Origin of the sequence: Nostoc sp. C052, assembly GCF_013393905.1 — a bacterium.
Classification (GTDB): Bacteria; Cyanobacteriota; Cyanobacteriia; order Cyanobacteriales; family Nostocaceae; genus Nostoc.
In genome coordinates this window covers 915,801-940,445 of the sequence record NZ_CP040272.1, presented here as the reverse complement: position 1 = coordinate 940,445, position 24,645 = coordinate 915,801, and the positions used below count along the sequence as shown (strand labels likewise).

Annotated in this window: 25 protein-coding genes; 10 read left to right on the top strand and 15 right to left on the bottom strand. The window is 41.1% G+C overall.

All coding sequences use genetic code 11. From position 1 onward, the window contains the following. Positions 1 to 77: 77 nt before the first annotated feature. Complete coding sequence (locus FD723_RS42450) at positions 78 to 212, top strand: hypothetical protein (protein ID WP_256875052.1); 135 nt, start codon at positions 78 to 80, stop codon at positions 210 to 212. 66 nt (positions 213 to 278) lie between these two features. Here the strand turns inward: FD723_RS42450 and FD723_RS42445 are convergent, their stop codons facing one another. The 8 genes from FD723_RS42445 to cobU form a co-directional block, all read right to left on the bottom strand. Beyond that, positions 279 to 413 (bottom strand): hypothetical protein, encoded by a 135-nt coding sequence (locus FD723_RS42445; RefSeq protein WP_256875051.1) that lies wholly within the window; start codon positions 411 to 413, stop codon positions 279 to 281. 45 nt (positions 414 to 458) lie between these two features. Further along, on the bottom strand, positions 459 to 719 hold the full coding sequence (locus FD723_RS42440; protein ID WP_256875050.1) for an HNH endonuclease: 261 nt from the start codon (positions 717 to 719) through the stop codon (positions 459 to 461). Then, positions 719 to 1,120 carry a hypothetical protein gene (locus FD723_RS03950; RefSeq protein WP_179064183.1) on the bottom strand — a complete coding sequence of 134 codons (402 nt, stop codon included), beginning with the start codon at positions 1,118 to 1,120 and terminating at the stop codon, positions 719 to 721. Before FD723_RS03950 ends, FD723_RS42440 begins: the two co-directional genes overlap by 1 nt. Positions 1,121 to 1,433: 313 nt before the next feature. Beyond that, positions 1,434 to 2,579 (bottom strand): SpoIID/LytB domain-containing protein, encoded by a 1,146-nt coding sequence (locus FD723_RS03945; RefSeq protein ID WP_179064182.1) that lies wholly within the window; start codon positions 2,577 to 2,579, stop codon positions 1,434 to 1,436. Between the two features lie 336 nt (positions 2,580 to 2,915). After that, the gene (locus FD723_RS03940; RefSeq protein ID WP_179064181.1) at positions 2,916 to 5,129 is read right to left on the bottom strand and encodes a polysaccharide biosynthesis tyrosine autokinase; all 2,214 of its coding nucleotides are present in this window, start codon (positions 5,127 to 5,129) and stop codon (positions 2,916 to 2,918) included. Between the two features lie 567 nt (positions 5,130 to 5,696). Then, positions 5,697 to 6,656: a ribonuclease Z gene (locus tag FD723_RS03935; RefSeq protein WP_179064180.1), complete on the bottom strand. Its 960-nt coding sequence runs from the start codon at positions 6,654 to 6,656 to the stop codon at positions 5,697 to 5,699. Between the two features lie 313 nt (positions 6,657 to 6,969). After that, positions 6,970 to 7,389 (bottom strand): hypothetical protein, encoded by a 420-nt coding sequence (locus FD723_RS03930; RefSeq protein WP_179064179.1) that lies wholly within the window; start codon positions 7,387 to 7,389, stop codon positions 6,970 to 6,972. 45 nt (positions 7,390 to 7,434) lie between these two features. After that, the gene (cobU, locus tag FD723_RS03925) at positions 7,435 to 8,010 is read right to left on the bottom strand and encodes a bifunctional adenosylcobinamide kinase/adenosylcobinamide-phosphate guanylyltransferase (RefSeq protein WP_179064178.1); all 576 of its coding nucleotides are present in this window, start codon (positions 8,008 to 8,010) and stop codon (positions 7,435 to 7,437) included. Positions 8,011 to 8,225: 215 nt separating this feature from the next. On the opposite strand from cobU, the gene FD723_RS03920 reads away from it, so the two are divergent. The 6 genes from FD723_RS03920 (at position 8,226) to FD723_RS03895 (ending at position 15,317) form a co-directional block, all read left to right on the top strand. Beyond that, positions 8,226 to 9,053 carry a hypothetical protein gene (locus FD723_RS03920; protein ID WP_179064177.1) on the top strand — a complete coding sequence of 276 codons (828 nt, stop codon included), beginning with the start codon at positions 8,226 to 8,228 and terminating at the stop codon, positions 9,051 to 9,053. A gap of 134 nt (positions 9,054 to 9,187) precedes the next feature. Beyond that, positions 9,188 to 10,120: a glycosyltransferase family 2 protein gene (locus tag FD723_RS03915; RefSeq protein WP_179064176.1), complete on the top strand. Its 933-nt coding sequence runs from the start codon at positions 9,188 to 9,190 to the stop codon at positions 10,118 to 10,120. Between the two features lie 23 nt (positions 10,121 to 10,143). Further along, a complete protein-coding gene (locus FD723_RS03910; protein WP_179064175.1) occupies positions 10,144 to 11,100 on the top strand; it encodes a glycosyltransferase family 2 protein in 957 nt (318 codons plus the stop codon). Between the two features lie 206 nt (positions 11,101 to 11,306). After that, a complete protein-coding gene (hpsU, locus tag FD723_RS03905; protein ID WP_179064174.1) occupies positions 11,307 to 11,888 on the top strand; it encodes a hormogonium polysaccharide biosynthesis acetyltransferase HpsU in 582 nt (193 codons plus the stop codon). A gap of 444 nt (positions 11,889 to 12,332) precedes the next feature. Next, on the top strand, positions 12,333 to 14,729 hold the full coding sequence (locus FD723_RS03900) for a response regulator (RefSeq protein WP_179064173.1): 2,397 nt from the start codon (positions 12,333 to 12,335) through the stop codon (positions 14,727 to 14,729). A gap of 111 nt (positions 14,730 to 14,840) precedes the next feature. Next, positions 14,841 to 15,317: a hypothetical protein gene (locus tag FD723_RS03895; RefSeq protein ID WP_179064172.1), complete on the top strand. Its 477-nt coding sequence runs from the start codon at positions 14,841 to 14,843 to the stop codon at positions 15,315 to 15,317. A 110-nt stretch (positions 15,318 to 15,427) separates the two neighbouring features. Here the strand turns inward: FD723_RS03895 and FD723_RS03890 are convergent, their stop codons facing one another. The 3 genes from FD723_RS03890 to FD723_RS03880 all read right to left on the bottom strand — a co-directional run bounded on the left by FD723_RS03890 (position 15,428) and on the right by FD723_RS03880 (position 17,781). After that, positions 15,428 to 15,826: a nuclear transport factor 2 family protein gene (locus FD723_RS03890; protein ID WP_179064171.1), complete on the bottom strand. Its 399-nt coding sequence runs from the start codon at positions 15,824 to 15,826 to the stop codon at positions 15,428 to 15,430. 41 nt (positions 15,827 to 15,867) lie between these two features. Beyond that, positions 15,868 to 16,875 (bottom strand): quinone oxidoreductase family protein, encoded by a 1,008-nt coding sequence (locus tag FD723_RS03885; protein ID WP_179064170.1) that lies wholly within the window; start codon positions 16,873 to 16,875, stop codon positions 15,868 to 15,870. Positions 16,876 to 16,986: 111 nt separating this feature from the next. Beyond that, positions 16,987 to 17,781, bottom strand: coding sequence for an aspartyl/asparaginyl beta-hydroxylase domain-containing protein (locus FD723_RS03880; protein ID WP_179069022.1), 795 nt, complete (start codon positions 17,779 to 17,781; stop codon positions 16,987 to 16,989). Positions 17,782 to 17,897: 116 nt separating this feature from the next. Between FD723_RS03880 and FD723_RS03875 the strand changes: the two genes are divergently transcribed. After that, positions 17,898 to 19,367, top strand: a complete 1,470-nt coding sequence (locus FD723_RS03875) for an amidohydrolase family protein (RefSeq protein WP_179064169.1) — start codon at positions 17,898 to 17,900, stop codon at positions 19,365 to 19,367. Between the two features lie 34 nt (positions 19,368 to 19,401). Here FD723_RS03875 and FD723_RS03870 read toward each other — a convergent pair whose 3' ends face one another. From FD723_RS03870 to FD723_RS03855, 4 genes are all read right to left on the bottom strand, one after another. Next, positions 19,402 to 20,313 carry a DUF4437 domain-containing protein gene (locus tag FD723_RS03870; protein ID WP_179064168.1) on the bottom strand — a complete coding sequence of 304 codons (912 nt, stop codon included), beginning with the start codon at positions 20,311 to 20,313 and terminating at the stop codon, positions 19,402 to 19,404. A gap of 78 nt (positions 20,314 to 20,391) precedes the next feature. Beyond that, positions 20,392 to 20,691 (bottom strand): protealysin inhibitor emfourin, encoded by a 300-nt coding sequence (locus FD723_RS03865; RefSeq protein WP_179064167.1) that lies wholly within the window; start codon positions 20,689 to 20,691, stop codon positions 20,392 to 20,394. 192 nt (positions 20,692 to 20,883) lie between these two features. Beyond that, positions 20,884 to 21,963 (bottom strand): M4 family metallopeptidase, encoded by a 1,080-nt coding sequence (locus FD723_RS03860; protein WP_179064166.1) that lies wholly within the window; start codon positions 21,961 to 21,963, stop codon positions 20,884 to 20,886. Positions 21,964 to 22,631: 668 nt separating this feature from the next. Continuing rightward, complete coding sequence (locus FD723_RS03855) at positions 22,632 to 23,348, bottom strand: trans-aconitate 2-methyltransferase (RefSeq protein WP_179064165.1); 717 nt, start codon at positions 23,346 to 23,348, stop codon at positions 22,632 to 22,634. 119 nt (positions 23,349 to 23,467) lie between these two features. Here FD723_RS03855 and FD723_RS03850 point away from each other — a divergent pair, with 119 nt between their 5' ends. Both FD723_RS03850 and FD723_RS03845 read left to right on the top strand, forming a co-directional pair. Beyond that, positions 23,468 to 23,725, top strand: coding sequence for a hypothetical protein (locus FD723_RS03850; RefSeq protein WP_218651788.1), 258 nt, complete (start codon positions 23,468 to 23,470; stop codon positions 23,723 to 23,725). 346 nt (positions 23,726 to 24,071) lie between these two features. Next, a complete protein-coding gene (locus FD723_RS03845) occupies positions 24,072 to 24,455 on the top strand; it encodes a nuclear transport factor 2 family protein (RefSeq protein ID WP_179064164.1) in 384 nt (127 codons plus the stop codon). Positions 24,456 to 24,645: the final 190 nt, after the last annotated feature.

Genomic DNA, 24,645 nt, shown 5'->3' with positions numbered 1-24,645 from the left:
AATCGGTGAGGGCTTGTACCCTCCACTGTCTTGTTGACACCAAATTGGAGGGTCATAAATTGATTTGGTAGATGGTAGTGGTGTTTCAATTATCAAGCTTCACGAAGCGATCGCTTTGCGAAGCTGGGCGATCGCACTTTCCCAACAGACATAAAGAGCGATTACATAACCACAATCACCCGAAAAATGCGATCGCTCTATCTAATATTTGATTGAAATATGTAGTGCGTTAGCGTAGCTCACCGTAGGTATCGCTAATTTAACGTGAAAGATAAACCTTACTCATTACCTTCCACATTCTCTGGTGGATGCAGATTTGCGCTCCTCAACAAACGGCGTAAATTGACAACACCAAAGCGGTTCAAACGCAAAGCTTCAATTGTTGCTCGACCACAAGCTGTTTTACCAATCACCTGGGTAAAATCATCACTCCAACTAAAATGTTCGCTCCAAATTTGCTACCGAGGATTATATAGTGCAATTTTTTCTCCCGTTTCTGGATCGCTTGCCTGGGTTTTGGTATGTTTATGACTATTGCAGCCAAAGCAACTCCAAGCAAGATTTTCTAAAACTGTTTCCCCATCTGCCTGTCGGGGTTTTATATGCTCAACGGTAAAACTCTCAGTGGCAAATTGCTCCCAACAACGACAATACTCGCAGTAACCACGGGCACGAGCAGCAACAATACGCCTCATTGGTTCTGGGGTTCGCTCTGACATTAGGCGAAGTTGCTGTGTTTAGGCAAGAAGTCGTTAATCAGCACTTTCAAATCAACTTTGCGAAGTTGAGCCAGTTTTATCAATGCTTCTGCACGTTCAGTATCTTGTTGTTCGACGCGCTCAACGTATATTAGTAGCTCTTGATGCTCTGTGTCTGTAATTACTCCAATCTCATTTTGCTGACGCAGATAGGCCAATCTATCTTGTTCTTCAGGAGACAAACGGTGTTGAATAATTTGAAGCAAAGCGGCTTCGCTGACTTGAAAGTTTGGTGCTTCTGATACCTGTAAAGCCTCGTGAGAAAGGGCTTCCAAAAATTCAACAGCCTTTACTAAAGATTCTCCGGGTAATTGTTCGAGTAAAGCGATCGCTCTTTTACGAATTTCTGTAGGTACAGCCATTATTACCTGACCTCGTTTGCTTCCTTCTAGCTTAGATTATAACCAAGATAGATTCTTCATTTTAAGTACCAAAAAATAGATAGAAGAATTCCTCACGCATCAATTTACAGTCGTCTTAGAGGAAACAACTCAAAGTGATGATTTAGCTGATATTCGGAAAAATATAGTTAAATTAATCGCAAAAAATATCCCCGACTTATTTGAGAAGTTGGGGATATGAGTCTAGAACTAGCCTTGTTGACCAACATTTTTAGCCATATTAAAACGGCTAAATTTATCAATTTTGACTTTTGAATTAAATACAACAGGGGACTTATTTCGCCTGAATTGGCGTTAGGGCTACACCTTGATAATAATGTCCTAAAATTTGCAGGTGGTTCACTCCTTGCCGAGCCAGATTGTACGCTCCCCATTGACTCATACCTAAAGCATGACCGTAGCCAAGCCCTTGTAGTACAAAATTACCATCACCTCCCTTGGTGACAGTAAAGCGGGTACTTTTTAACTTGAGGGCTGTTCTGACTTGCTCGCCCTGTAGAAATTTTGTGCCCTTATTGCCAACAATTTTTAAAACTTTAACACTGCGGAAAGGTGAGTATGTCTCTGGAATCATGGCTGTCACACTGCCCACCTCAGGAAATTTAGCGCTAATTTCACTGGGTGAGAAGGTTTTCACCCAATTACACTCGCGGATATTTTGATCGTAGTCTTGAACAGCACGTAGATAAGGTTCTTTACTTCCCCAAACATCTTCCACGTTTTCGGTGTGTCCCCCAGAACAAGCGTGGAAGACTGAGAGAATAATCCGGTTTTTGTAAGTTAGTACCTGCCCTAGTGTGGAATCTACTGCGGCGTAAGTAGCAGGAGATTCACTGATGACACCTTTATAAATTTGCCAGCGATCGGGAGTATTGCCTAAATCGTAAACGGGATTATTCCGTTGTTTTTCTCGTTCGTAGAGGGCATAGGTACGGGCTGCGATCGCCTGGGCTTTCAGCGCTTCTTGCGGCCAGCTAGCATCCATTTCGCCACCGAGAACGCTGTAGAGATATTCTTGGTCATCAACCCAATTAACAGCCGTTAAGCCTTTTTCTGTGGGGACAACTAGAGTTCTGCCTCGATACCAGCGATCGCCAATATAAACAAATCCTTTACCAGTTGGCTCAATCCAAAATAAACCAGACTGCCACTTATCTAAAGCCACTCCGCCAGGAACGGCTTGGGCATAATATGCACTCATCGCTGGCAACTGTCCCAGAGTCCGCCCAGTACTATCCTTGACGATCCCAGTAGTGGAACTGCCCACTTTTACCTGATTAACGCCCCTTTCAATTGCCACGCGCAGGATTACAGACGCTTGGGCTGGGGCAACCAAAACTATCCACAAAAGGATACTTACCCACCAATGACGTACTTTAATCTGGGAAAATAAAGAGCCTAAGTAAAGTTGGAATTTCATACCGATCATCTAATCACACTAGTATCTAATTAACGCTCTGGATTATGGTGTCTACCACTTTAAGATGGGACACTTTTCCAACGCCGGAAGTTGCCACCTCCTACTAATTATGCATTTTGCTTTAGCTATAAGGTAGAAATCAGGTGAGAAAGGCAGGAAAAGAATCAATACTGCTCGGTTAAGCATTTTTAACTCGGAATTGGGTTTGGGGAAAAGGTTAAAGGTTTTTTCTTTTCCCTTTCCCCTTCCCCTTTTCCCCTTAACCAACAAGTATTGGGAAAAGAATAGTTCTTCTCTACCTCTTTCCAATGCCCAATGCCCACTGCCCCTACCAGTCTACGATGCCAATACCTTTTGAGAATTGCTTACTTCATTAGCAATAATTCCAATTAAATTCAACTTACTCAAAATTTCTGTTGCTTGAGTCAGTTCAGTTCGAGTCACTTTCCCCATGCGCTCTACCATGACAATCCCATTGCAAAAAGATGCCACAATTCTGGCATCAACCGTCCCTAAAATAGGTGGAGCATCTATCAGTACTAAGTCATAATTTTGCTCAAATAACTCTATTAGTTCTTTCATCCGTTGAGAACTGAGCAACTTCACCGTGTCTTCCGGTTCCGGACCAGCAGTCAAAATATCAATGGAGGGGTGAATGGGCTGGATATAATCTTGAAAATCAGTAGTTGTTTCATCAACTAATAACAGAGATAATCCCCAGTCATTAGATATTTCCAGGATTTTGTGCAGGCTAGGATTCTGCAAATTAGCATCAATAACTAATACCCGTCGATGCATCCGTATAGCGCTAGCCACAAGCCCTAAGACTAAGGTTGTCTTCCCTTCACCTGGTAGTGCTGAAGTAAACATTAGCGACTTGAAAGGTAAGGGATATTTTAATATTTGAATATTTTGGTAGATCATGTCCAGGGTTTCATGGACAGGCAATTTAGTAGTAGCTTCTATTGCAGAAGACTCTGAACTTCGCCGCCCATTCCAAGATAGTCCCAGCCGCCGCTTTTTGACACCATAGGACGGTAGCTTTGGTACTGACCCCAATACACGTAGATTCGTCAGTTTCTTTAAATCTCCCACACAATAAATGGCGTCATTAAACTTTTCCAAAATTAGGGCTACTAAAATACCTAAAATCGGCCCAATTACTGCTCCCCCAGCCAAAAGAAATAATCTGCCGCTCCCCATATAAGTACCAGGAGAAGGTTCTGTTAAAACTTGCCAGTTATATCCTTCCTGAGCAATTTTAAGTCCCAAAGACTGTTGTGCTTGCAGCAGTTGTTCAAGGGTTTTATGACTACTTTGTACCTTTGGTAGCAGACGGTTATACTCTGCTATTATGCTTGGATATTTATTTAGCTCAGATCGAAGTCGCTGTTCTGACTCAGCCAAATTCTTTTCGTTGGCAGTTAGCCCTAAAACAGTTGTCTGTACCAGCATAAACTCATCTACTAGCCTTGGATCAACCCCCAAAATTTGCCCTTTTAAGAAAGGTTCTCCCTTAGTGCTAGTAGTAATAGCTTTGACTTCTTCTCGTAATAGCGAGAGTTGACTTTGCCGTTGCTGCTTTAGTTTTTGTACCGATGGATAATCGTCTGTATAGCGGAGCCTCTCTTTAGCTAAAGTTAATTCAGTCTTTTGAATTTCACTCAATAGTGTTTGGTAACGGCTTGACTGATTTAAACGAGAAGAAATTAGTGTATTTTGCTGGGATGAAGATGCTATTTGTTGCTCTAAATTATCGTAGCGAGCATTTACATCTTGAAGGTTGGCACGAGTGGTTTGTAGCTGTTGTTGAATATCAGCTAGAGACTCTAGCAGTATTTTACTTTGGATTTCAGGATCAAGTAATTGATGTTTCTTACGAAACTGTTCTAAATTTTTATCAGCTTTACTCACCTCTTTTTTTATCTCAGGCAGGCGAGCATTTACAAAAGCTAATCCCTGATTGAGGCGTTCTTTTTGTTGTTGTTTGTTATAGTCTTGATAGACTTTTTGCAGAGCTTGAAGTACCCTTTGTGCTTTGACTGGATCATCATCATTGAAAGAAACTTTAAATACTTGATGAAAAACTTTATTCGCTGCTATACCTCCCTCTTCTGGAGTTACTTCTAGAGGTGATTTTTTGTTCTGTTCTTTTTGACCATTTATATCTTGTAAGGTAATCTTAGGATAATCAGAATGAATTAAATCGACGGCTTTCTGAAGTAACTTAGAACTCAGCATGAGTTTCATCTGAGTACTGGAATCAACAACTGGAAAATTGGAATCAGTAACCTGAGTATTTTCCTCTGCCGGGATATTATTTGCCTGTGCCCCTTCAGATAAATTGGAATTCACCAATATCTGCATATTGCTCTGGTAAGTCGGTTTGGTAATGATAGCCAAAAGACTAGCAGCTGACATAACTACACAGGAAACGCCCAAGATCAGAAAGCGTCGGCGAAGCAAAATAGTAGATAGTTGTCTGATGTCAAATGCGCCTTGTGCTGAAGTAGTAACCTGTTGCTCTGGATTCAGACTAGTCTTAGCCACTATCAAACTCCTCTAATATCGAAACAATATATTTATTTGGAAGATTTATGAGAAATATGAAATGATTTTTTACACCTAATAGCTGCAATAGCATACTTAAATTCTTCTTCCAACGATGACAAGCTCACTTGGCACAATCTTATGCCAATTGGGGCTTTCATGTTCATCAATTCACGCATATAAACTCTTAATCAGTGTTGGAAGAATAAAATTTTAATAAATATTTTATTTAAGGAAGAAAAAATCTTGACGAAAAATTAATTATTTTTCCTAAGTATTTAAGTAGAAAATTATCTAATTTACAACATTACTATATATTAAAGTTATTTTGATAACTTGTAATTTAAAAAACACATTAAGAGAAATATTTCAACCATAGTACTTGTATATGATTGATACACTTAGTTAACCTAAATTGTTGGTTAACTAGTTGACTTATTTTAGTAAAACTAAACTGCTGTCTATTTGCTAGACGTTATGAGTTTGGCTACTAAACTCCAAGACAATGCCTGGTTAATTCTAGATTTTAGATTAAAAAAGTTCAATCGAAAATCCAAAATCTAAAATTTAAACGCCTACCTTAGTTAACTCTACTTCCCGTCGTCTGGGTACTTCATGAATCATAAAATCGTAAGCCATGTCAGTACGGGGAAAAATAGCACGGGCTTCCTTGAGGAGATCCTTCAACTCCAAGGTATTTCCGGGAGCATAGCGGGGACTAAAATGACTCATAATCAGCCGATGTGCCCCAGCAGCTAAAGCTGTTTGTGCTGCCATTGTGGTTGTGGAGTGCAATCGTTGAAAAGCCATGTCTGCATCTTGATGAGCAAAGGTTGCTTCGTGAATTAATACATCAGCATCATGAGCTAATTGGACTGCACCATCACAATAAATTGTGTCTGTACAATAGGCAATCTTTCGACCAATTTCTGTAGGGCCGCACAATTGAGCGCCATCAATTACCCGTCCGTCAGCAAGGGTAACAGTTTCACCGCGCTTGAGTTGACCATAAATCCGACCAGGAGGAATTTGCAATTCCTTGGCTTTTTCCACATCAAAGCGTCCTGTGCGGTCTTTTTCGGCTACGCGGTAGCCAAAAGCTGTAATACGGTGATGTAAATTACCACAGCTAACGGTAAAGTCATCATCTTCATAAATTACCCCTGGACGGATGGCATGAACTTTGATCGGGTAAGAAAAGTGTGTATAGGAGTAGCGTGAGGCGGATTGAATGTAATCATTTAATCCAGATGGCCCATAGATATCAATTCGTTCCACATTGCCAGCCAAGCCGCAAGTAGCAAGAAGTCCCATCAAGCCAAAGATGTGGTCGCCGTGCATGTGGGTGATAAAAATTCGGGAGAGTTGACTGATTTTCAGTTCACTCCGCATAATTTGATGCTGAGTACCTTCGCCACAGTCGAATAACCACAGTTCTGCCCTTTGGGGTAATCTCAGGGCGACGCTGGAAACGTTGCGCGATCGCGTGGGTACACCGGAACTCGTCCCTAAGAATGTTATCTGCACAGTGTTCTTTAGTCTTCCTATTGCTCAATTTGCAGCTCTATTTTCTATAGTGGCACGGTTAATGAGTAAAATACTTAGGATTTTGGGGATTGGGTATTGGGGATTAGGGATTGGGGATTAGGGATTGGGGATTAGGGATTGGGTACTGGGGATTGGGCATAGTTAATAACCAATAGTTATTTTTTCCCTAGTTAGTAAGTGCAGACAGACAAACAAAAATTCTGTAGTGGAACTCAAGGGCACTACAGAGGAAATAAAAATAATCAAATAATTAAAAAAGAGTTGTTAGATTTACAAACTGGTTCTTTGCTGCTTATGTAATATTATCTATGAGCCGATCGCGAATTTTTTTGAGTTGGTCTTGAGTCTTAATTGGCTCTCGCGGTGCTGGCAATTCGGTATTCGGCCAGTTAGGTAAATCATTGCAGGGACATAACAACGCCGGCATACCGACGTTTCGCGCGGCTACTGGCATACTGCAACGGCCACAAGGCAGCATATCCCATGCTGGTGTCAGCAGTTCAGCAATGGTTTCATGAGTACCTTCTAGGTAATAGTCACCGGATTCTGGTGAGATAATTTTTTGCCAGCACTCTTCAAATTCTTCACTATAGCGATCGCCATTTAGCACCGATAGCGGCAAAATGCTTGCCTCCCCGTTGCCCGTAATCACTTTCTTACCCAACTGAAACCAGTAGGCAAGATATTCTCTAACTTCTTGTTTGGTTGCCATAAGATAATTTTAGATTTTAGATTTTGGATTAATTTGAATCAAGGGTTAAGAATCTTGACTTCTGAATGTTCCAGCATCTTCTCTGTTTGGCAACGGCGAACCAAGGATGCTGAGATTGAGAACATAACCACCAGTCACTAAATAAACAGTTTCGCTGAGTGTACTTAGCTGGCGGACTAAAGAACCAAGGCGATCGCGGAACTTTCTCCCAAGGGGATAAGCTGGGATCACACCCCAACCCACCTCTTCTGCTACAAATAGCATATCAGCAGCAACCAGATCCACCGTCTCTAATAACTCTGCAAGAATGTTTTCCCAGCTAGATTCGTCCTGTTCTAGGAGATTAGCAACCCAAGTTCCTAAAGAATCAACTAAAAGACAGGTATAGGGTTTGGCATCGGCGAGAGTTGCAGACAGTTCCACAGGTACAGATAAAGTTACCCAGTCTTGGGGACGACGTTTTTGATGTTCTAAAATGCGTTGATGCCATTCTTGGTCATCTGGGTTATCGGTGGCTGTTGCTACGTAAACAACAGCTTTTCCTGACTGTATGGCCAGAGTTTCCGCCCATTCACTTTTGCCAGATCGTGCTGGCCCTGTTACTAAGATGATTTTACCCAAAGTTGTTTACTGAGTATTTTAACAATATATCTACGGTTGCAATTTATCACCACAGTTTTTACTTAATCGGTGAGATTTTTGGTTTCAAATAACTTTTAAGGGATAAAATTAGCACCAGCATCATCGATGCTACAACTGGCAAAAGCCAAAAATCCCAACAACCCCATTTTTAATTATTCAATACCACTGGGGACAGCAAACTTTAGGATATTTTTATGAACGCAGGCTTAAAACGCATTGAAGCAACTCTACACGATTTAGGGAATCGCGGTACTGCCTCTGCCGCTGAAACAGTTGATTCGTCAACAAAACGGCCTTTCTCCTTTAGAATCAGTGTCGGAGCCAACGAACCCACAGAAAATACACCAACTCAATCTTCTCAGCATGGAGAAGTAAAATCACAAGGAAAAACTGTTGACTGGGGTGTAGATACTGAGAGTGATTATCCAACTGATCAAAATTTCTTTCCTCACCATGAATCTGTGCAGACCTTTCAAACAGAAGAGAATGGTAACAGAACACCCAGCCTACCAAAGTTGAAAACTCCGAGCTTTAGTAACCATCGTCACGGTGCTAATCCAGCATTGGCGATGAATCTATTGCAAGAAATTCAGGAGACTGTCGCTGGTTGGCAAATAGAATTACAAAATATTTTGAAGCAAATTCAGGATATTTACTTAGAAGGGCCAATTGTCAATGGCTGGTTAGAATCTAATCCCCAAGAACCAGAACCGGGAGGAACTGCAACACTGCGCCATGCGGAAGTTGACCGCTTAATGAACTACGTAGAAGAAATTTGCGCGAGTGGTGGGAAAGTATCTTATCAATCATCTATGACTGGCTATCGCCTCTGTGGTGTAGACGATACTGGTAAAGTTTGGTCGCGTCCATGTCCAGCAGATCAGGTTCCCAATGTTAGCATGGCGATCGCTCGTTACCAAAAGTTACGTCAACTGTTAGGGCGCAAGCAATCCTTGGAAACCCGCCTGAGTCAACTAGCTCAAACTCTTGTAGTTTTACACAGTCATATTCAACAAACGTGAAGTTTTAAAGATTATTTCCGAAGAAACTCGGTTGGTGAGTCAGTAACTTTTGGTTTAGATTAGCTCTCAGCAGTTGTGCATTGGATTTAAGATTTTAATCTAAAATCCCAAATCTCAAATCCAAAATTAAATCTATGCCAGACACCCAAATCTCTGCCATTATCTGTACTCACAATCGAGATACCTATTTAGGGGCTGCAATTGATAGTCTTTTAGCACAGGATTTTGCTACTGACTTTGAAATTGTAGTAGTTGATAATGGATCTAGCGATCGCACTCGTGAGGTTGTAGAACAAAGAGCCCAAAATCCCCGCCTAAAGTATGTTTTTGAACCCACCATTGGTTTATCTGTCGCCCGTAACACGGGTGCAAAAGTAGCCAGTGGTGATATTCTTGCTTATTTGGATGACGATGCTGTAGCCAGTCAGGGGTGGCTACAGGTTTTATATTTTGCCTATTACAATAATTCTAAACTAGCGATCGCCGGAGGCAAAGTCACTCTCATCTGGCCCCCAGGAATCCAACAACCACGATGGCTATCTCCAGGGCTAGCTGCAAATTTAGGTGCATACGATTTAGGTGACAGCAACATCTACATTGAGCAACCTGGCTCAACACCTAGAGGCTTAAATTACTCTATCCGCCGCAGTTTTTTGGAAGAAATTGGCGGTTTTGATCCTCATCTCGGTCGAGTGGGGAAAAATCTATTATCTAATGAAGAACTGCAAATGACCGAATTTGCCCTACAGCGTGGTTGGCAAGTCGCTTATCTTCCCGAAGCCTTAGTCGCTCACAATGTAGCCCCAGAACGCCTCCAGCGCTCCTGGTTTTTAAACCGAGGTTGGTGGCAAGGTATCAGCGAATGCTATCGAGAACAACTCGCTGGTAAAGCTGGGTTCGCTCAATTGCAGCGAGGTAGCGAACGCTTTGTACGCGGCTTGTATAAAGCATTGCAATATTTCTCCGATCCAGCAGAACGGTTTGACAAACTTGTTTATGCTTACGGTCAGATTGGTTACTTAAATGCTGCTATTCAGGGTCTTTTATCTACATCAAATAAGAAATAACCAATAACATAATTTATACTCCTATGCCATCTAAAATACCAGTTTCAGTATTAATTCCAGCAAAAAACGAACAAGTAAACTTGCCTGCGTGCCTTGCTAGCCTTAGCAGAGCAGATGAAATATTTGTAGTAGATTCTCAAAGTACCGATAACAGTATTGAAATTGCTAAAAGTCACGGTGTAAATGTCGTGCAATTCAACTTTAATGGTCGCTGGCCCAAAAAGAAAAATTGGTCTTTAGATAATCTACCTTTTCGCAACGAATGGGTACTAATTGTAGATTGCGATGAGCGCATTACCCCAGAACTATGGGAAGAAATTGAGCAAGCAATTCAAAACCAGGAATATACAGGTTATTATCTCAATCGCCGCGTATTTTTCTTAGGCAAATGGATTCGCTATGGTGGTAAATATCCTGATTGGAATCTACGTTTATTTCAACATAAAAAAGGTCGTTACGAAAATCTAAATACAGAAGATATTCCGAATACTGGTGATAACGAAGTTCACGAACACGTGATTTTACAGGGGAAAGTTGGGTATCTCAAAAATGATATGCTCCACGAGGACTTCCGCGACCTTTATCACTGGTTAGAACGCCATAACCGCTATTCTAACTGGGAAGCCAGTGTTTATTTTAATATTCTCACAGGTAAAGACGATAGCGGTACTATTGGCGCAAATCTATTTGGTGATGCCGTGCAACGCAAGCGCTTTTTGAAAAAAGTGTGGGTACACCTACCATTTAAACCAATTTTGCGATTTGTTTTGTTTTATATTATTCAACGCGGTTTTTTAGATGGCAAAGCCGGATATATTTATGCACGCTTGCTAAGTCAATATGAATATCAAATTGGCGTTAAACTTTACGAATTACGTAACTGTGGTGGTCACTTAAATACTGCAACTATCCCGAAGGAGGGAGCAGGGGAGCAGGGGAACAGAGAAGCAGAAGGAAAGCTATTAACCATTGACTCCTAAATGTACCAATTTTAGATTTTGAATTTTGAATTTTGGTGAAGCAGCACGGTCTTCTCCCAAAGGGAGAGGCTAGCGCCAAGGGGGTTTCCCCCATGAGTGACTGCTGTTAGCGAGTCATCGAGCGTCACCCGTTCGCGCAGCGTCTCCCCTTGGGAGAAGGGATTGAAGGAAAAATTTAAAATCTAAAATCTAAAATCTAAAATTAAATGACTAACGATCAACCTTTCGTAGATTTACGCAAATATGATCAATCTTGGTTTGACCGGGGGCGTCCAGGTTGGTATGTTTTATTCTGGTGGTTTGTACAAGCGATCGCTTTTCCCCTCACTCCTCAACCGTTAAATATTCTGCGTTGCGCTTTGCTAAGACTATTTGGCGCTCGGATCGGCAAAGGTGTATTAATTCGACCTACCGCCCGCTTTACGTATCCTTGGAAAGTTACGATTGGCGACTACAGTTGGATTGGAGATAACGTAGTTTTATACAGCCTGGAGCAGATCCACATCGGTGAACATTGCGTAATTTCCCAAAAAAGTTACCTGTGTACTGGTAGCCACGATCTGCGAGATCCTGCCTTTGGGTTAAAAACAGCAAGTATCACTATTAATAATGGTGTATGGGTAGCAGCAGATTGTTTTGTTGGGCCAGGAGTGCAAATCGGAGCTAATGCCGTAATTGGCGCTCGTAGTAGTGTTTTTACTAATATGCCCTCTGGGCAGGTTTGTTGGGGAAGCCCCTGTCGTCCCAAGACGGTCAGGATAAAACTTGATCCCTCCACAAACTCGTGATTTTATAGATAAACATTGTAGGGGCATACAGCTAGCTGTATGCCCCTACTTTTCTATATATATATTTATTTGCTTTTGGAAAAGGAAAGTGCGATCGCCACAATCTTATAGCTAAAATTACAAGTAGCATAGGCATCAATACTGCTCGGTTGGTGGATTTTTAACTTGGAATTGAGTTTAGGGAAAAGGTTAAAGGGTAAAGGTTAAAGGTTTTTCTTGCCCCTTTCCCCTTCCCTTTTTCCCCAAAACCCGACAAGTATTGGCATAGGCATATCCTGCACTACTTACAATTTGTAGTGCTATAACTCAGAGGCTATGTATTTTTTACGCACATAGCAGTACTTATCTTTCCAAGCTATAAGCTCTATTTTATAGTGCCAAATATTTTATTTTAAAGGCAAACAAGTTCGAGAAGTTTTAAAAGAAATTTTATAAGAGGCAGTTATGAATTTAAATAACAATGAAAAAGACGTAATTTTAATAGTTGATGATAACCCGGTTAACTTACAGTTATTGATCGATTTATTAGAGTATTACGGCTTTAAAGTTTTAGTAGCTGAAAATGGGATAAATGCCGTTGGTATGGCAGAATATGCCTTACCAAATCTAATTTTATTAGATATATTAATGCCAGTAATCGATGGTTTTGAAACCTGTAGACTTTTGAAAGCAAATCCAGCTACTCAAGATATCCCCGTAATATTTATCACTGCCATGAATGACAAGGTGGATAAAGTCAGAGGTTTGAATCTTGGTGCAGTAGATTACATTACTAAACCTCTAGAACATGAAGAGGTTTTAGCTAGGATAAATACGCATTTACGTTTACGGAACCTGACAAAAACACTTACAGAGCAAAATAAACGTTTAGAGATGGAAATCTTGGAGCGTCAGCAGGTAGAAGAAAAACTGCGATGTCATTCAGATGCCTTAGACGAATGGAACAATAGATATCAAGCACTAATTCAAGCGAGTGGTCAGATTCTCTACGACTGGCATCTGCATACCAACGATATTCAATACGGTGGTAATGTAGAGGGAATATTAGGTTACTCTCTACCTGAGATGTTAGGAGGTTTGAATCGTTGGCTAGAGTTGATTCATCCTGATGATAGAAACTTCTTTAGTGAAGAAGTTAAACGCATTTTAAGCACAAAAGAACGATTCCATCTTGAATTTCGGATATGTTGCAAAAATGGTACTTATATCACAGTTGAAGACAACGGGTATATCTTTTTAGACTCTACAGAGAAAGTTGCTCGAATGGCGGGTTTTATAATTGATATTACCGAACAACAAGCCGCGCTGCGCGAACGTAAAGAAGCAGAACAAAAAATCCGTGAGCAAGCAGCTTTACTTGATATCACCACAGACGCGATTATCGTTCAAAATTTGGTTAACCAAATTCAATTTTGGAATAAAGGGGCTGAACATCTCTATGGTTGGATGGCAGAAGAAGCAATAGGCAAGAATGCCAATCAGCTTTTGTATCGAAAGCAAAGTCTTTGCGAACTGAAAAATATCCAAAAAATATTAGCTGAGAGTGGTTCATGGCAAGGTGAGTTACATCAAGTTACAAAACAAAGTAAAGAGATAATTGTTGCTAGTCGCTGGACATTAGTAAATGATGATGAGGGACAAGCTAAATCCATCCTGATTGTCAACTCCGACATTACAGAGAAAAAACAACTCGAAGCGCAGTTTCTCCGGGCCCAGCGAATGGAGAGTCTTGGCACTCTAGCAAGTGGCATCGCCCACGATCTCAACAATGCACTGACTCCCATAATGATGACAGTACAACTTTTAGAAACAAAGCTCCCCGATGAAAAAAGTCAGCAATGGCTGACAATCATGGAAACAAATGTTAAACGTGCAGCAGATTTAGTTAAACAAGTGCTGTGGTTTTCACGTGGCTCTGTAGGTAACTTTAAAACCTTACAGGTAGAGAATATAATTTCAGAAATTGAAAATATTGTTAAGCAAACATTTTCCAGAGCAATTGAAATCCGCATTGATGTTCCTGGGCAAAACCTGTGGAATATCTTTGGCGATGCTACTCAGCTACATCAAGTACTAATGAATCTCTGTATTAATGCTCGTGATGCTATGCCTCATGGCGGTATCCTAAAGATTTATGCGAAGAATTTCTGGGTTGACAGCTACTATGCCCGAATGAATATTGATGCTAAGGTCGGCTCTTACGTGATGATTGGTATCTGTGATACAGGCACAGGAATTGCTAGAGAAATAGTAGATAGAATTTTTGAGCCATTTTTCACAACAAAGGAACTGGGTAAAGGCACAGGACTTGGTCTTTCAACAGTGCTTGGCATTATAAAAAGCCACAGCGGTTTTGTGAATGTAGTTACTGACGTGGGCAAAGGCACTGAATTTCAAATTTGCTTACCCGTAACGCAGACAATGGATACAGATGAGAAACTGGCTGGAAATCAGGAATTACCAGCAGGGCATGGAGAATTGATTCTTGTTGTTGATGATGAAGATTCAATTCGAGAGGTGACTCAAACCTGGTTAGAAAAAAATGCCTATAGAGTTTTAGTAGCTAGTGATGGTATTGATGCGATCGCACTATACGCAGAACATCAACAAGAAATTAGTGTGGTGTTGGTTGATATGATGATGCCATATATGGATGGACCAACAACTATCAATGTTTTAAAAAAAATTAATCCAGCTATCAAAGTTATTGGTGTTAGTGGATTAGCCTTTAATCATGAAATGATTAAAAACCTTGGTAATAGTGTCAAAACCCTTCTGTCTAAGCCCTACACTTCAAGCGACTTGTTAATAAATTTACAGATGGTGATTAGTACAAAGTAGAGTTTGTCATTAGTCATTAGTCATTAGTCATTAGTGAATGCCCAATGCCCAAGCAAAATGGTAAGTAGCAGTGGTAATATATTTTCATGGCTGCTCTAATCCTTGCTATTGATGAACAAACTATTGGATGAAACGCTGTCAATCAAAATTGCTGAACTGATAAACAGCAGGGCTAGTACTCCGTTTGATAATGCTTACAAAGCTGCATTGTCTACTGAAGGAGCAAGATATATTCAGGGATTTTTGGCTTTTGCTGGGAAGCCATACAGACCTGTTGAACACAGTTGGATTGAACTAAGCGACGCTTCTGATATCCGTATTATCGATCCTACATTACCGTATCTGAACAAAAATCCCCAAGAACTCTGGTATTTTGCAGCACATAGTCTGACTATTAAAAAACTGAAAGCCATCATTGAAGAATCAAAAGAAGATTATCCAGAAGATGACCCATTGCCAATTTATGGCGATCCACCTTATGAATATTATGGTGATGTAATGTTGGGCGGTCAAGACTATTTGACGGCATATCAAGCCGCAGAGGCAAAGTGCAAAGAAATCAACGAACTCAACCCTGAAAGAAACTAACAAAATTAAATTAAATAATTCATAATTACGAATTACGTTAGCGTAGCGGTAGCGAGTCCGCGTTCGCTTTTAGCGTCTCGTAGAGAGCTTCATTACGAATTACGAATTATTTAATAAGATTTTCCATCGCTCCCAAAGTATTCTCTATAGCCACAAATTTTGTCTCCGCGCACATCAAAAGAGACTGCTACCCGATTTTTGTAGGGCTGTCCGAATAAAGGGCCTTCGTCCCGAAACTCAAAGACAGCAGTAGTTTCATTACTGGTAATATGGTCTAGGCTAGTCAGTTTTAGCCCAGGATTGAAGGATTCAAAAACGTACTCGAAAAACTCTCTAGCTCGCTCTTTTCCCACATTTAAACCGTGAAATTTACCCATTGGAAACCAAAGGGTAAAATCTTCTGTGAGCATATCTAATAAAGCTTCCCAGTCTCCAGTTGACATGCCATGCGTCAGATTATCAAATGCCTGTCGAGCAACTTTTAAAGTATTTTCTGAATCTTGTGTCATTCTCACTTCCAACTAGAAGATATAAGCTAATACTGTGTTACTTAAAATTTCACAACCACTTTGCCACAATTTTGACCACTGAGGAGATATTGTACAGCATCGGGTATGGATTCCATACCTTGAAACTGTGTTGGGTCAACGGCAACTTTCAGTTTGCCTGTGTAATACAGGTTTAAAAGGCGATCGCTTGCCTCTGGCATATATTCTTTATAATGAGCCATGAGAAAGCCTCTCACGGAAGCTGCTTTCCAAAATAGTTGGTGATAAAGGCGTAGCTGTGTAATTTGCTCAACATTATTTGCGTATTCGGAGATAAAACCAACTACTACTAAACGTCCCCGCACTGCTAAGTTTTCAGCGCAAGTATCAAATACTTCTTTACCCACAGACTCAAAAATCAAATTAATCCCATTGGGGTATTCTTGCTTGAGGACTTGATTGAGGTTTTCTGTGCGATAGTTGATAATGCGATCGCACCCTAATTCTCTCAGTAATTTTGCCTTCGCCTCAGAACTACAAGTACCAATGACATGATTCCCAGCTAGCTTTGCCAATTGCACCGCAATATGGCCAGTTCCCCCTGCTGCTGCTGTCACTAAAACCACTTCATTACTTTTCATCTCCCCCACTTGTTCCAGTGCCACTAAAGCTGATACACCTGTAGGCATTAGTGTTAGCAACTCTGGCGTTGCTTCCCGCACCTTCACCGCTAAGTTTGCATCAATAACCTGATATTCTCGATAGCCGCCACCACGCGCTGTGGTTACGACAGCATCACCTATTTGAAAATCTTTGACATTTTCACCGATAGCGACAACTTCACCCACAGCTTCCACACCTAAATCGAAGGGAGGAATTAAGTTAAAATGTGGAACATCACCACGACAAAGTAAAGTGTCAAAGCCACCGTTAATACCAGCAAATTTGTTTTGAATTAGAATTTCATTAACAGCAGGTTTGGAAATAGGAATTTCGACAATTTCAACAGCAGATTTAAAATCTGGATTCAGTTGTTTTGCTCTTAACTTTTTGTAAGTTTTTAAATTCATTGGTAGAAGCAATTAGGGCAAATTATTTGAAGCTATGTTCATAAATATAAATTTAGGTGCGTTAGCTGAAAGCATCACACACCTACAACAATTGCCGTGGGCATTACAAGCTTATAAAGCTTTATCCCACTCTAATTGATGAGTTAAACCGTACTTGATAAAATCTTCTACTTTCGCTTTATCACTTTTACCAAAAACACCTAAGCTGTAAGGATTTTCTTGCATACGTTGGGTGACTTGCTCGTTCTCAAATTGGATAACTTCTTCTCTTGGTTTGTCTGGCTTAAAAAAGTCTACAACCAAAACAGTTCTATCATAATTAGTATAATTATGCGGGCAGTGTGGATAGCTATGATCTAAAACTAGGAATTTGCCTTCATGCCAATAAAGCTGCTCATGGCAGATTTTCATAGCTACATCTCCCTCTGGTACAATCAATCCTAGATAGCCACGATTTGTATGAGGGTTGTAGTTCACGTGTAGCTTGATATCCAAGCCTGGATGGAATGTCCCAAAATACACATTTCTGATGATCTCATCATCATTAAAGTTGACTTTTTCTATTAATTTCGCCAAATTTGGGAAATATTTCTCTCTTAAGGCAAGTGCTTTTTGTGATGCTTCTTCTGACCCATAATCAGGATATTTTATTTGATATACTTGAATATATTTTTCGATAAACATACCTTGAAATAAAATTCCAAAGGCACTGTATTTGGCATCACCCTTAGTTTGAATCGTTTTACTTTTAGGGCCAAGAATATCGTAAGCCAGTTTTAAATCCTCATTAGATGCCTGTTTAATAAAGTGTGTAAACTCGTCTCTAATTGCTTGCCAGTTATCTTGAAAACTTTTGAGAAAAGTAAATTCTTTTGGGTCTATATGATACTCATTAAAACTTTCCATTGTCTTTTCTTCTGAAGCTGATTCCATAAAAAACCGTTATATGATAATGGGATTTGGTCTTCGTCCCGATTCGATGTTGGAATTCCTGACTAACTCATTTTAGTGTGAGGTATACTGTGTCTGAAACTCCCGTATTAGATCAAATTATCAAAAATGTCCGAGTAGTTCGTCCCCATCAGGATGTAATAGAACTACTTGATTTAGGAATTCAGGATGGGAAATTTGCTCAGATTGCCCCTAATATTAGCCCAGACACAGGCAAAAAGGTATTTGATGGCAAAAACTTGCTGGGCTTTCCTGGGGTCGTAGATGCCCACATGCACGTCGGTATCTATCAACCCCTCGACAAAGATGCTGTGACTGAAACCAAAGCAGCTGCAATGGGAGGCGTCACTACCAGCCTGAATTACATCCGTACAGGGCAGTATTATCTTAACAAAGGCGGCTCCTACCGTGATTTTTTTCCAGAGGTGTTGGCCTTATCCGCAGGTAATTTTTTTGTAGATTATAGCTATCACATTGCACCTATAGCTAGCCAGCATATCGATGAAATACCTCTATTATTTGAGGAACACGGTGTCTCTTCGTTTAAAATCTTCATGTTTTATGGAGGCTATGGGTTACATGGGTTGTCAGACCAGCAAAACCTCTTTTTGATGATTAATAAAGAGGAACGGTACGATTTTGCCCATTTTGAATTTATTATGCGTGGTCTAACTCGCTTGATGGCAGAACATCCAGAAGCGCGAGAGACTATTAGTCTGAGTTTGCACTGCGAAGTTGCAGAAATTCTCAACGCCTATACCAAAATAGTTGAAAATGATTCTAGTCTGAGTGGATTACACGCTTACAGTGCAGCGCGTCCACCTCATTCTGAAGGTTTAGCAATTTGCATTGCTTCTTATTTAGCAAATGAGACTAACTGTGCAAATATCAATTTGTTGCACCTGAGTTCGCGTAAAGCAATGGAAGCAGCTTTGACTATGCAAACTGCTTTTCCTCATATCAACTTTCGGCGAGAAGTTACCGTCGGACATTTGTTACTAGATGTCGATACCCCGAATACAATTTGGGCAAAAGTCAACCCTCCTATTCGTCCTCGTGCCGATGTAGAATACCTATGGCAAGCAGTACTCAACAATCAAGTAGATTGGATAGTTAGCGACCATGCTTGCTGTTCTGCTGAACAAAAAAGAAGTGCTAAAGACCCGAATAATATTTGGTTAGCAAAGTCTGGTTTTGGCGGTACAGAATATTTACTTTCTGGTGTATTTAGTGAAGGTAGTAAGCGAGGAATGTCTTACAACCATATCGCTAAGTTGTTATCTTGGAACCCATCGCGGCGCTTTGGTTTGTTAGAAAAAGGTGATATTGCTATTGGCTATGATGCTGATTTGGTATTAGTAGACCCCAATGAAAGCTTTGTGGTACGGGCGGCTGAGTCAGAATCACAACAAGGTTATACACCTTTTGAAGGAATGGAGTTAACTGGAAGGGTAAAAAGTACCTTCTTACGTGGAATTCTTATCTACAACAACGGACAAGTTTTGGGTTCACCTACTGGACGTTATTTAAAAAGAAATTAGATTATTGATGCACAAACCTTTTTCCATAAAATGCCTATAGGTTTCCATGTGGATATGACAAAACTGTTGCAACTTGTGATAAATCCCTATCAACTCTAATAAAGAATAAACCGCCATCATCTGTTCTATGCCAAGGAGAGGTGATAAAACTAGGGCCATAAGCAAAATAATCTTTTACAAATCGGTGGTCTCCAATATCACAGTATCCAGCTAGGCAATAGCCTTCCTCATTATAACATTGAATCATTTGGGACTTGCCATCATAATGTGGCAAGATAGCAAGCAGCCAGGCTCCACCCCCGTTACTATCCTTTCTTAGCCACTTCTTATTTGCTTGTATAAATTGAACTGTATCTGCCTTGCCCCACGGTAGCAATTTACTATCCAATGCTGGGATGAAGCCACTTAACTTAGCATCTGGATGATCATTTAGTGAATATTTATACTTGAGAGAAGCATTTTCCATCCAGAGGATTTCCGCTTCCTCATCACCTAGCACTTTCCAAGGGCCTACTCTGACACCTGCCGGGATAAAGGAGTAACCATGCTTGCTTAACTGCCACTCTCCCACTTGGATTGCACCCTTAAGCACAAAAATCTCCAAATCAGAAGTAAAGAAGCCAGACGGTGCTTCAAATTGCCGTGGTATTACAACTCTTGACGTTGATGCACCATTGTCATGCCAAGTAAGTAAGCGACGGCTTCCAAATGCTACATTATCCGGCATTCCATTTACTCGCCAACTGTGTTCTTCTGGTACGGCATTTGTATCAAAAAATTGGTACTGGCGAGGTACATACTCTTTGGAGATTGCTGTGCGCCTTCCTGATAGATTCATGCGCCCTCTTCCGTCTCCACCCCAATCCTCTTTTACAGATGCTAGGTGTAAAAAATCATCAGTTTGGTTTTCTTCTACGGAATTAAAATTTATATTCTCTTCACCCACAACTTCACTTTCTCCTGTTGAATTTTAGATTGTGTTAACTGGATTTTCTTCTAAAAATTCAATTGCTAATTCAGCAAATTACCTTTTCTGTGCCATTGTTTGGAACCATTCAATTAGAGGTCTTAAGGTTCCTGGCAATGCTGACTCGCTGACAGTCACCGTATGCTGCTTACCGTTATCTTCTATTGTTAACTTATACTGAAAGCGATCGCTCTGGGGATTTGGTGAGGGAATTAATTCCGGTAGCCTAAATAAATCAGCAACTTCCACCAATCGGGGTAGTGTCGCCGCTTCATTTGGTGGGAGAGTTTCTGTATCAACGGTTATCTTCTTGCTAATGCCGGCAAAGCCGCCGGTGCGTTCAAATGATACTCGCATTTTTTTGCTCTCCGTTGTGTTATTTAGTTGAGATAAATACAAAAAGTGGGAGATGATAGTTCTCACCTCCCACTTTAGCAACAACAAACAATAGATTAATCAGTCCTGAGTACTGACTATTTAGAGACGCGATTTATCGCGTCTCTACTCATCACTCTTGTACAGACGCGATTTATCGCGTCTCTCCTAAATCTAAATAACTCCTACCTTTTGCCAAGCATTCTGCACAGCTTTTTGCTCATTACTGCCACTACCGTAGAGTTCGCCAGCAACCTGAATGGTGACGTTGGCAGCTTTTTTAAAATCTGCTTTGGCATTTAAGCGATCGCGTAAAGCTACATACCAGATTTTACCAGCTTTTTCCCAGGCATAGCCATCAATCTCAACCGCAGCTAGATAAAAGGCATGGTTAGGGATTCCTGAGTTGATATGCACCCCGCCGTTATCATCAGTACCAGTATATTTATCTTTCACATGGCCTGGTTGGGGATCTTTGCCTAATACTGGATCATCATAAGCTGTTCCTGGTGCTTTCATGGAGCGGAGGGCAACACCTTTGATAGTTGGTACCAAAAGACCTTCACCAATCAGCCAGTCTGCCTCTTTTGCTGTGTGATTTTTGATCTTTTGTTTCACCAAGGAACCAAAGACATCAGAAAACGACTCATTCAGTGCGCCTGGTTCGCCATAATACTGTAAACCAGCTTCATACTGAGTTATACCATGAGTTAGCTCATGCCCAATCACATCAATTGATTTCGTAAAGCGTTGAAACAGTTCTGCATCGCCATCACCATAAACCATTTGGTCGCCGTTCCAAAAGGCATTATCATATTTAACGCCATAATGCACGGTGGAGTCTAAACGCAGTCCTTTGTCATCAACGGAATTGCGATCGAATATCTCATGAAACAAGTCATAGGTAGCACCAGCCGCATCATAAGCTTCATTCACTGATGGGTCACTGCTGGGTGGGTCTCCCTCACTACGCACCAGCGTACCAGGGAGTTGCTGTCCATTTTTGGCGTCGTAGATGGTGCGGCGCTTCTCACCCGGAGAAGGCGCAAACGAGATATTACCTACGACATTTCTTCGTCCCAAAAATTGCGCCGAAATATTTAATGTATGAAAAGCCCAAGTACGCTGCTGGGGATTGCCATTCACCACGACATTTTTTAGTATGTGGGGCGGGACAATACAACAAATAGGACATCTAGAGTCAAGTGAATGCCCATCCTTGAACCGGGCTGATTTCTTTTTATTTCGAGCCATCCAAGATATTCTCCTTTTAAAACTAAGTGATGGCAAACAGCGGCTTTAACTCCACTGGAGAAAGGAACAGAAAAACGAATCCCAATTGTGTACCCCTGGTTTCTTTATCTGAAGTAACTTTTCTACTTTGTATTTTCGGATTAATCTGTCGATGATTGATAGTAACCTCATCTGGTACTTTTGATGGGGAAATATTGTATAAAAACACAAAGTAGGCTTAATTACCGTAAGTTTTAGGCGAAACCCTTGTGTGAGTTGGCAAAACCTCCTTTACAGACCTAATGCGTTTATCAAACAGAATTCAGGAGTCAGCAGTCAGCAGTCAGAATTCAGAATTCAGAATGAATTATGTATGACTGGCGGATAGCGCAGCGTAAAGCCTTCTCTTTCAGAGACGCTAACGCGCGAACAGCATGGTAACGCTATGAGCGAGTCTGCGATAGCGCAGCGGTCGCGAGTATTCAAGCGTCGCGTCTTGATTCTGACTCCTGTTAGCGATAGCGGGGCGTTTAGCCCATTCTGACTTCTGAATTCTTCTTCAAATATTAGTTCTTATCAAGAGAAATAATGTTATTTATTACTGTTTCGTTACTATCAAGCTGTTAATCAGATAAATCCCCATTGGAGATAGGTGAATCTCAAATCTAGACATTCAAAACCGTAATTGCTCACAGCCAGCCACCAAACACCGCCAGACCATAATATTTCCAAGGTACTGCAACTGTCTTAAATCCAGCTTTGCTCAACATTTGTAAATGAACATCTAAGCTAGCTAGTTGGTCTTGACTGGAGTAACCTTGAGTAGTGCTAGTGGCACGTTTAGCGCGAATCTCTATCAAATTAATTCCCTGTTCAACTGCCCATTCTTCTCGTGCCGCTTTGTAAACTTCTGCTAAGGCTGGTGATTCTGGTAAGGTGGGATCTGCATTCCAAAAACAGCCGTCTTGAGTAAGGCTAGCAGCAATTCGCTCAAATAACTTCAATTTCATCTCATCTTGGAGATGGTGAATTGCCAAGGATGAGACACAAACATCAAATTTGCTATCAATATCCAATTTCTCTGGATTATTTGCCCAGTCGCCAAAGTCTGCTTGTATGCCAGTCCAGCGTTGTTTATATCCCACTGCTGTGATTTTATCTTGGGCAAATTGCAGCATTCGAGGTGAGTAATCTAGGGCAATTACTTGAGCGTCTGGAAAGCGATTGAGTATCTTGAGACTAAGTTCGCCTGTGCCACAGCCTAATTCTAAAATACGCCGACTTGTCGAAGGTAGACAATGGCTAATTACTTCCAGCATCTCATCGTATCGCGGTAACAGTTGGCGAATACCAGTGTCAAAATCCGCAGTGTTGGCGAATACCTCTCCAGGAAATAACTGTTGCATGGGGATTGGAACTCAGAAGTACACTAAATTAATCATTCATCATTACCGAGGTATATTCTACATCGGTGCGAGGAACTTTATCAGTTGCCGCCAAGCCACAAAAGCAGAACGGAAAGTTTATGAACAAAGTTAATTCTGAGCCGCCGGAGATCGCAGATAACGATATGCTTCCAGAATACGATTTTACTGATGGCGATCGCGGCAAGTATTACCAAGCTTATCGAGGCGGACATACTGTTAAAATTCATCAAGCTGATGAGACGACTGTTATACAGCACTTTACCCTTGAAGATGGGGCGGTAATACTTGATCCCGATGTACGAGAGTATTTTACTAATGGAGAAGCTCGTCAATCAGGTTTTACGCACATTGATTAGTCTGTTCCCGAAAAATCACAAATCGATTACACCTGAATCTGTTGAATAATCTGCATTGTTTCAACGCTGACGGTGCAGACTCTTTATAGTAAATCTATTACCTGTTCTTTGTAATCTGCAAAGCAATATAGCGGTTCCCATTCACATAAGGTATTGTATTACATTGCAAGGTGTAGGGAACATGCCCATTGGTGTCAACTTAACGTGAAACCGCTTGTCCACCGGGAATTGAAATTCCCGTCTCATAGCTATATGTATTGAATTTTTCAGCAATTGTTGGGTCTTTAGGTTTCTTTTCTTTATATTGATCTAAAATCCATACTGCATCTCCTTCACCATACCTTTTATGTCAGATCAACCTGCACCAGAAATCGAACTGCTCCGTGCGGCTTACGCAGCCTTCAACGAGCGAGACATTGATGCTGCCCTTGCCCTCATGGCTGCGGACGTGGCTTGGCCGAAAGCGTTCAAAGGCGGTTTTGTCCGTGGGTCTGAAGAAGTTCGCGCTTACTGGACGGAGCAATGGAGCGAGATCAATCCGCACGTCGAGCCGGTTTCCTTTTACTCGGAGGAGTCGGGGCGCATTTTGGTCGATGTGCATCAGGTCGTGCGTGACTTGGCCGGAGCAGTTCTTGCCGATGAGCATGTGGGTCATCGATTCACCCTTGAACACGGCTTGATTCAAGCTATGGAAGTCTGTCCACTTCCATCGTCCACCCCAAAGACCTAATCACGCGCAAAGTATGTCTTAACAAAGGTGATAACAGACAGCGCCTAGTAAGGATATAAAATATACTGTCGTTGATTTTAAATTATCAAATAAAATACACTTGTCTAAGCAATAACACGGTGTATTTATTCCCTCTGTGCTTCTGCGGTTAGACTCCTAAATTGGTGCGTTACATTCCGTTAACGCACCT

Excerpts from the sequence above, each read along its gene's own strand:
- FD723_RS03915 (WP_179064176.1), top strand. The coding sequence starts at position 9,188 with ATGCCAGACACCCAAATCTCTGCCATTATCTGTACTCACAATCGAGAT.
- FD723_RS03945 (WP_179064182.1), bottom strand. The coding sequence starts at position 2,579 with ATGAAATTCCAACTTTACTTAGGCTCTTTATTTTCCCAGATTAAAGTA.
- hpsU (WP_179064174.1), top strand. The coding sequence starts at position 11,307 with ATGACTAACGATCAACCTTTCGTAGATTTACGCAAATATGATCAATCT.
- FD723_RS03920 (WP_179064177.1), top strand. The coding sequence starts at position 8,226 with ATGAACGCAGGCTTAAAACGCATTGAAGCAACTCTACACGATTTAGGG.
- FD723_RS42440 (WP_256875050.1), bottom strand. The coding sequence starts at position 719 with ATGTCAGAGCGAACCCCAGAACCAATGAGGCGTATTGTTGCTGCTCGT.
- FD723_RS03865 (WP_179064167.1), bottom strand. The coding sequence starts at position 20,691 with ATGCGAGTATCATTTGAACGCACCGGCGGCTTTGCCGGCATTAGCAAG.
- FD723_RS03885 (WP_179064170.1), bottom strand. The coding sequence starts at position 16,875 with ATGAATTTAAAAACTTACAAAAAGTTAAGAGCAAAACAACTGAATCCA.
- FD723_RS03895 (WP_179064172.1), top strand. The coding sequence starts at position 14,841 with ATGAACAAACTATTGGATGAAACGCTGTCAATCAAAATTGCTGAACTG.
- FD723_RS03930 (WP_179064179.1), bottom strand. The coding sequence starts at position 7,389 with ATGGCAACCAAACAAGAAGTTAGAGAATATCTTGCCTACTGGTTTCAG.
- FD723_RS03910 (WP_179064175.1), top strand. The coding sequence starts at position 10,144 with ATGCCATCTAAAATACCAGTTTCAGTATTAATTCCAGCAAAAAACGAA.
- FD723_RS03880 (WP_179069022.1), bottom strand. The coding sequence starts at position 17,781 with ATGGAAAGTTTTAATGAGTATCATATAGACCCAAAAGAATTTACTTTT.
- FD723_RS03860 (WP_179064166.1), bottom strand. The coding sequence starts at position 21,963 with ATGGCTCGAAATAAAAAGAAATCAGCCCGGTTCAAGGATGGGCATTCA.
- FD723_RS03845 (WP_179064164.1), top strand. The coding sequence starts at position 24,072 with ATGTCAGATCAACCTGCACCAGAAATCGAACTGCTCCGTGCGGCTTAC.
- FD723_RS03890 (WP_179064171.1), bottom strand. The coding sequence starts at position 15,826 with ATGACACAAGATTCAGAAAATACTTTAAAAGTTGCTCGACAGGCATTT.
- FD723_RS03855 (WP_179064165.1), bottom strand. The coding sequence starts at position 23,348 with ATGCAACAGTTATTTCCTGGAGAGGTATTCGCCAACACTGCGGATTTT.
- FD723_RS03950 (WP_179064183.1), bottom strand. The coding sequence starts at position 1,120 with ATGGCTGTACCTACAGAAATTCGTAAAAGAGCGATCGCTTTACTCGAA.
- FD723_RS03900 (WP_179064173.1), top strand. The coding sequence starts at position 12,333 with ATGAATTTAAATAACAATGAAAAAGACGTAATTTTAATAGTTGATGAT.
- FD723_RS03850 (WP_218651788.1), top strand. The coding sequence starts at position 23,468 with ATGAACAAAGTTAATTCTGAGCCGCCGGAGATCGCAGATAACGATATG.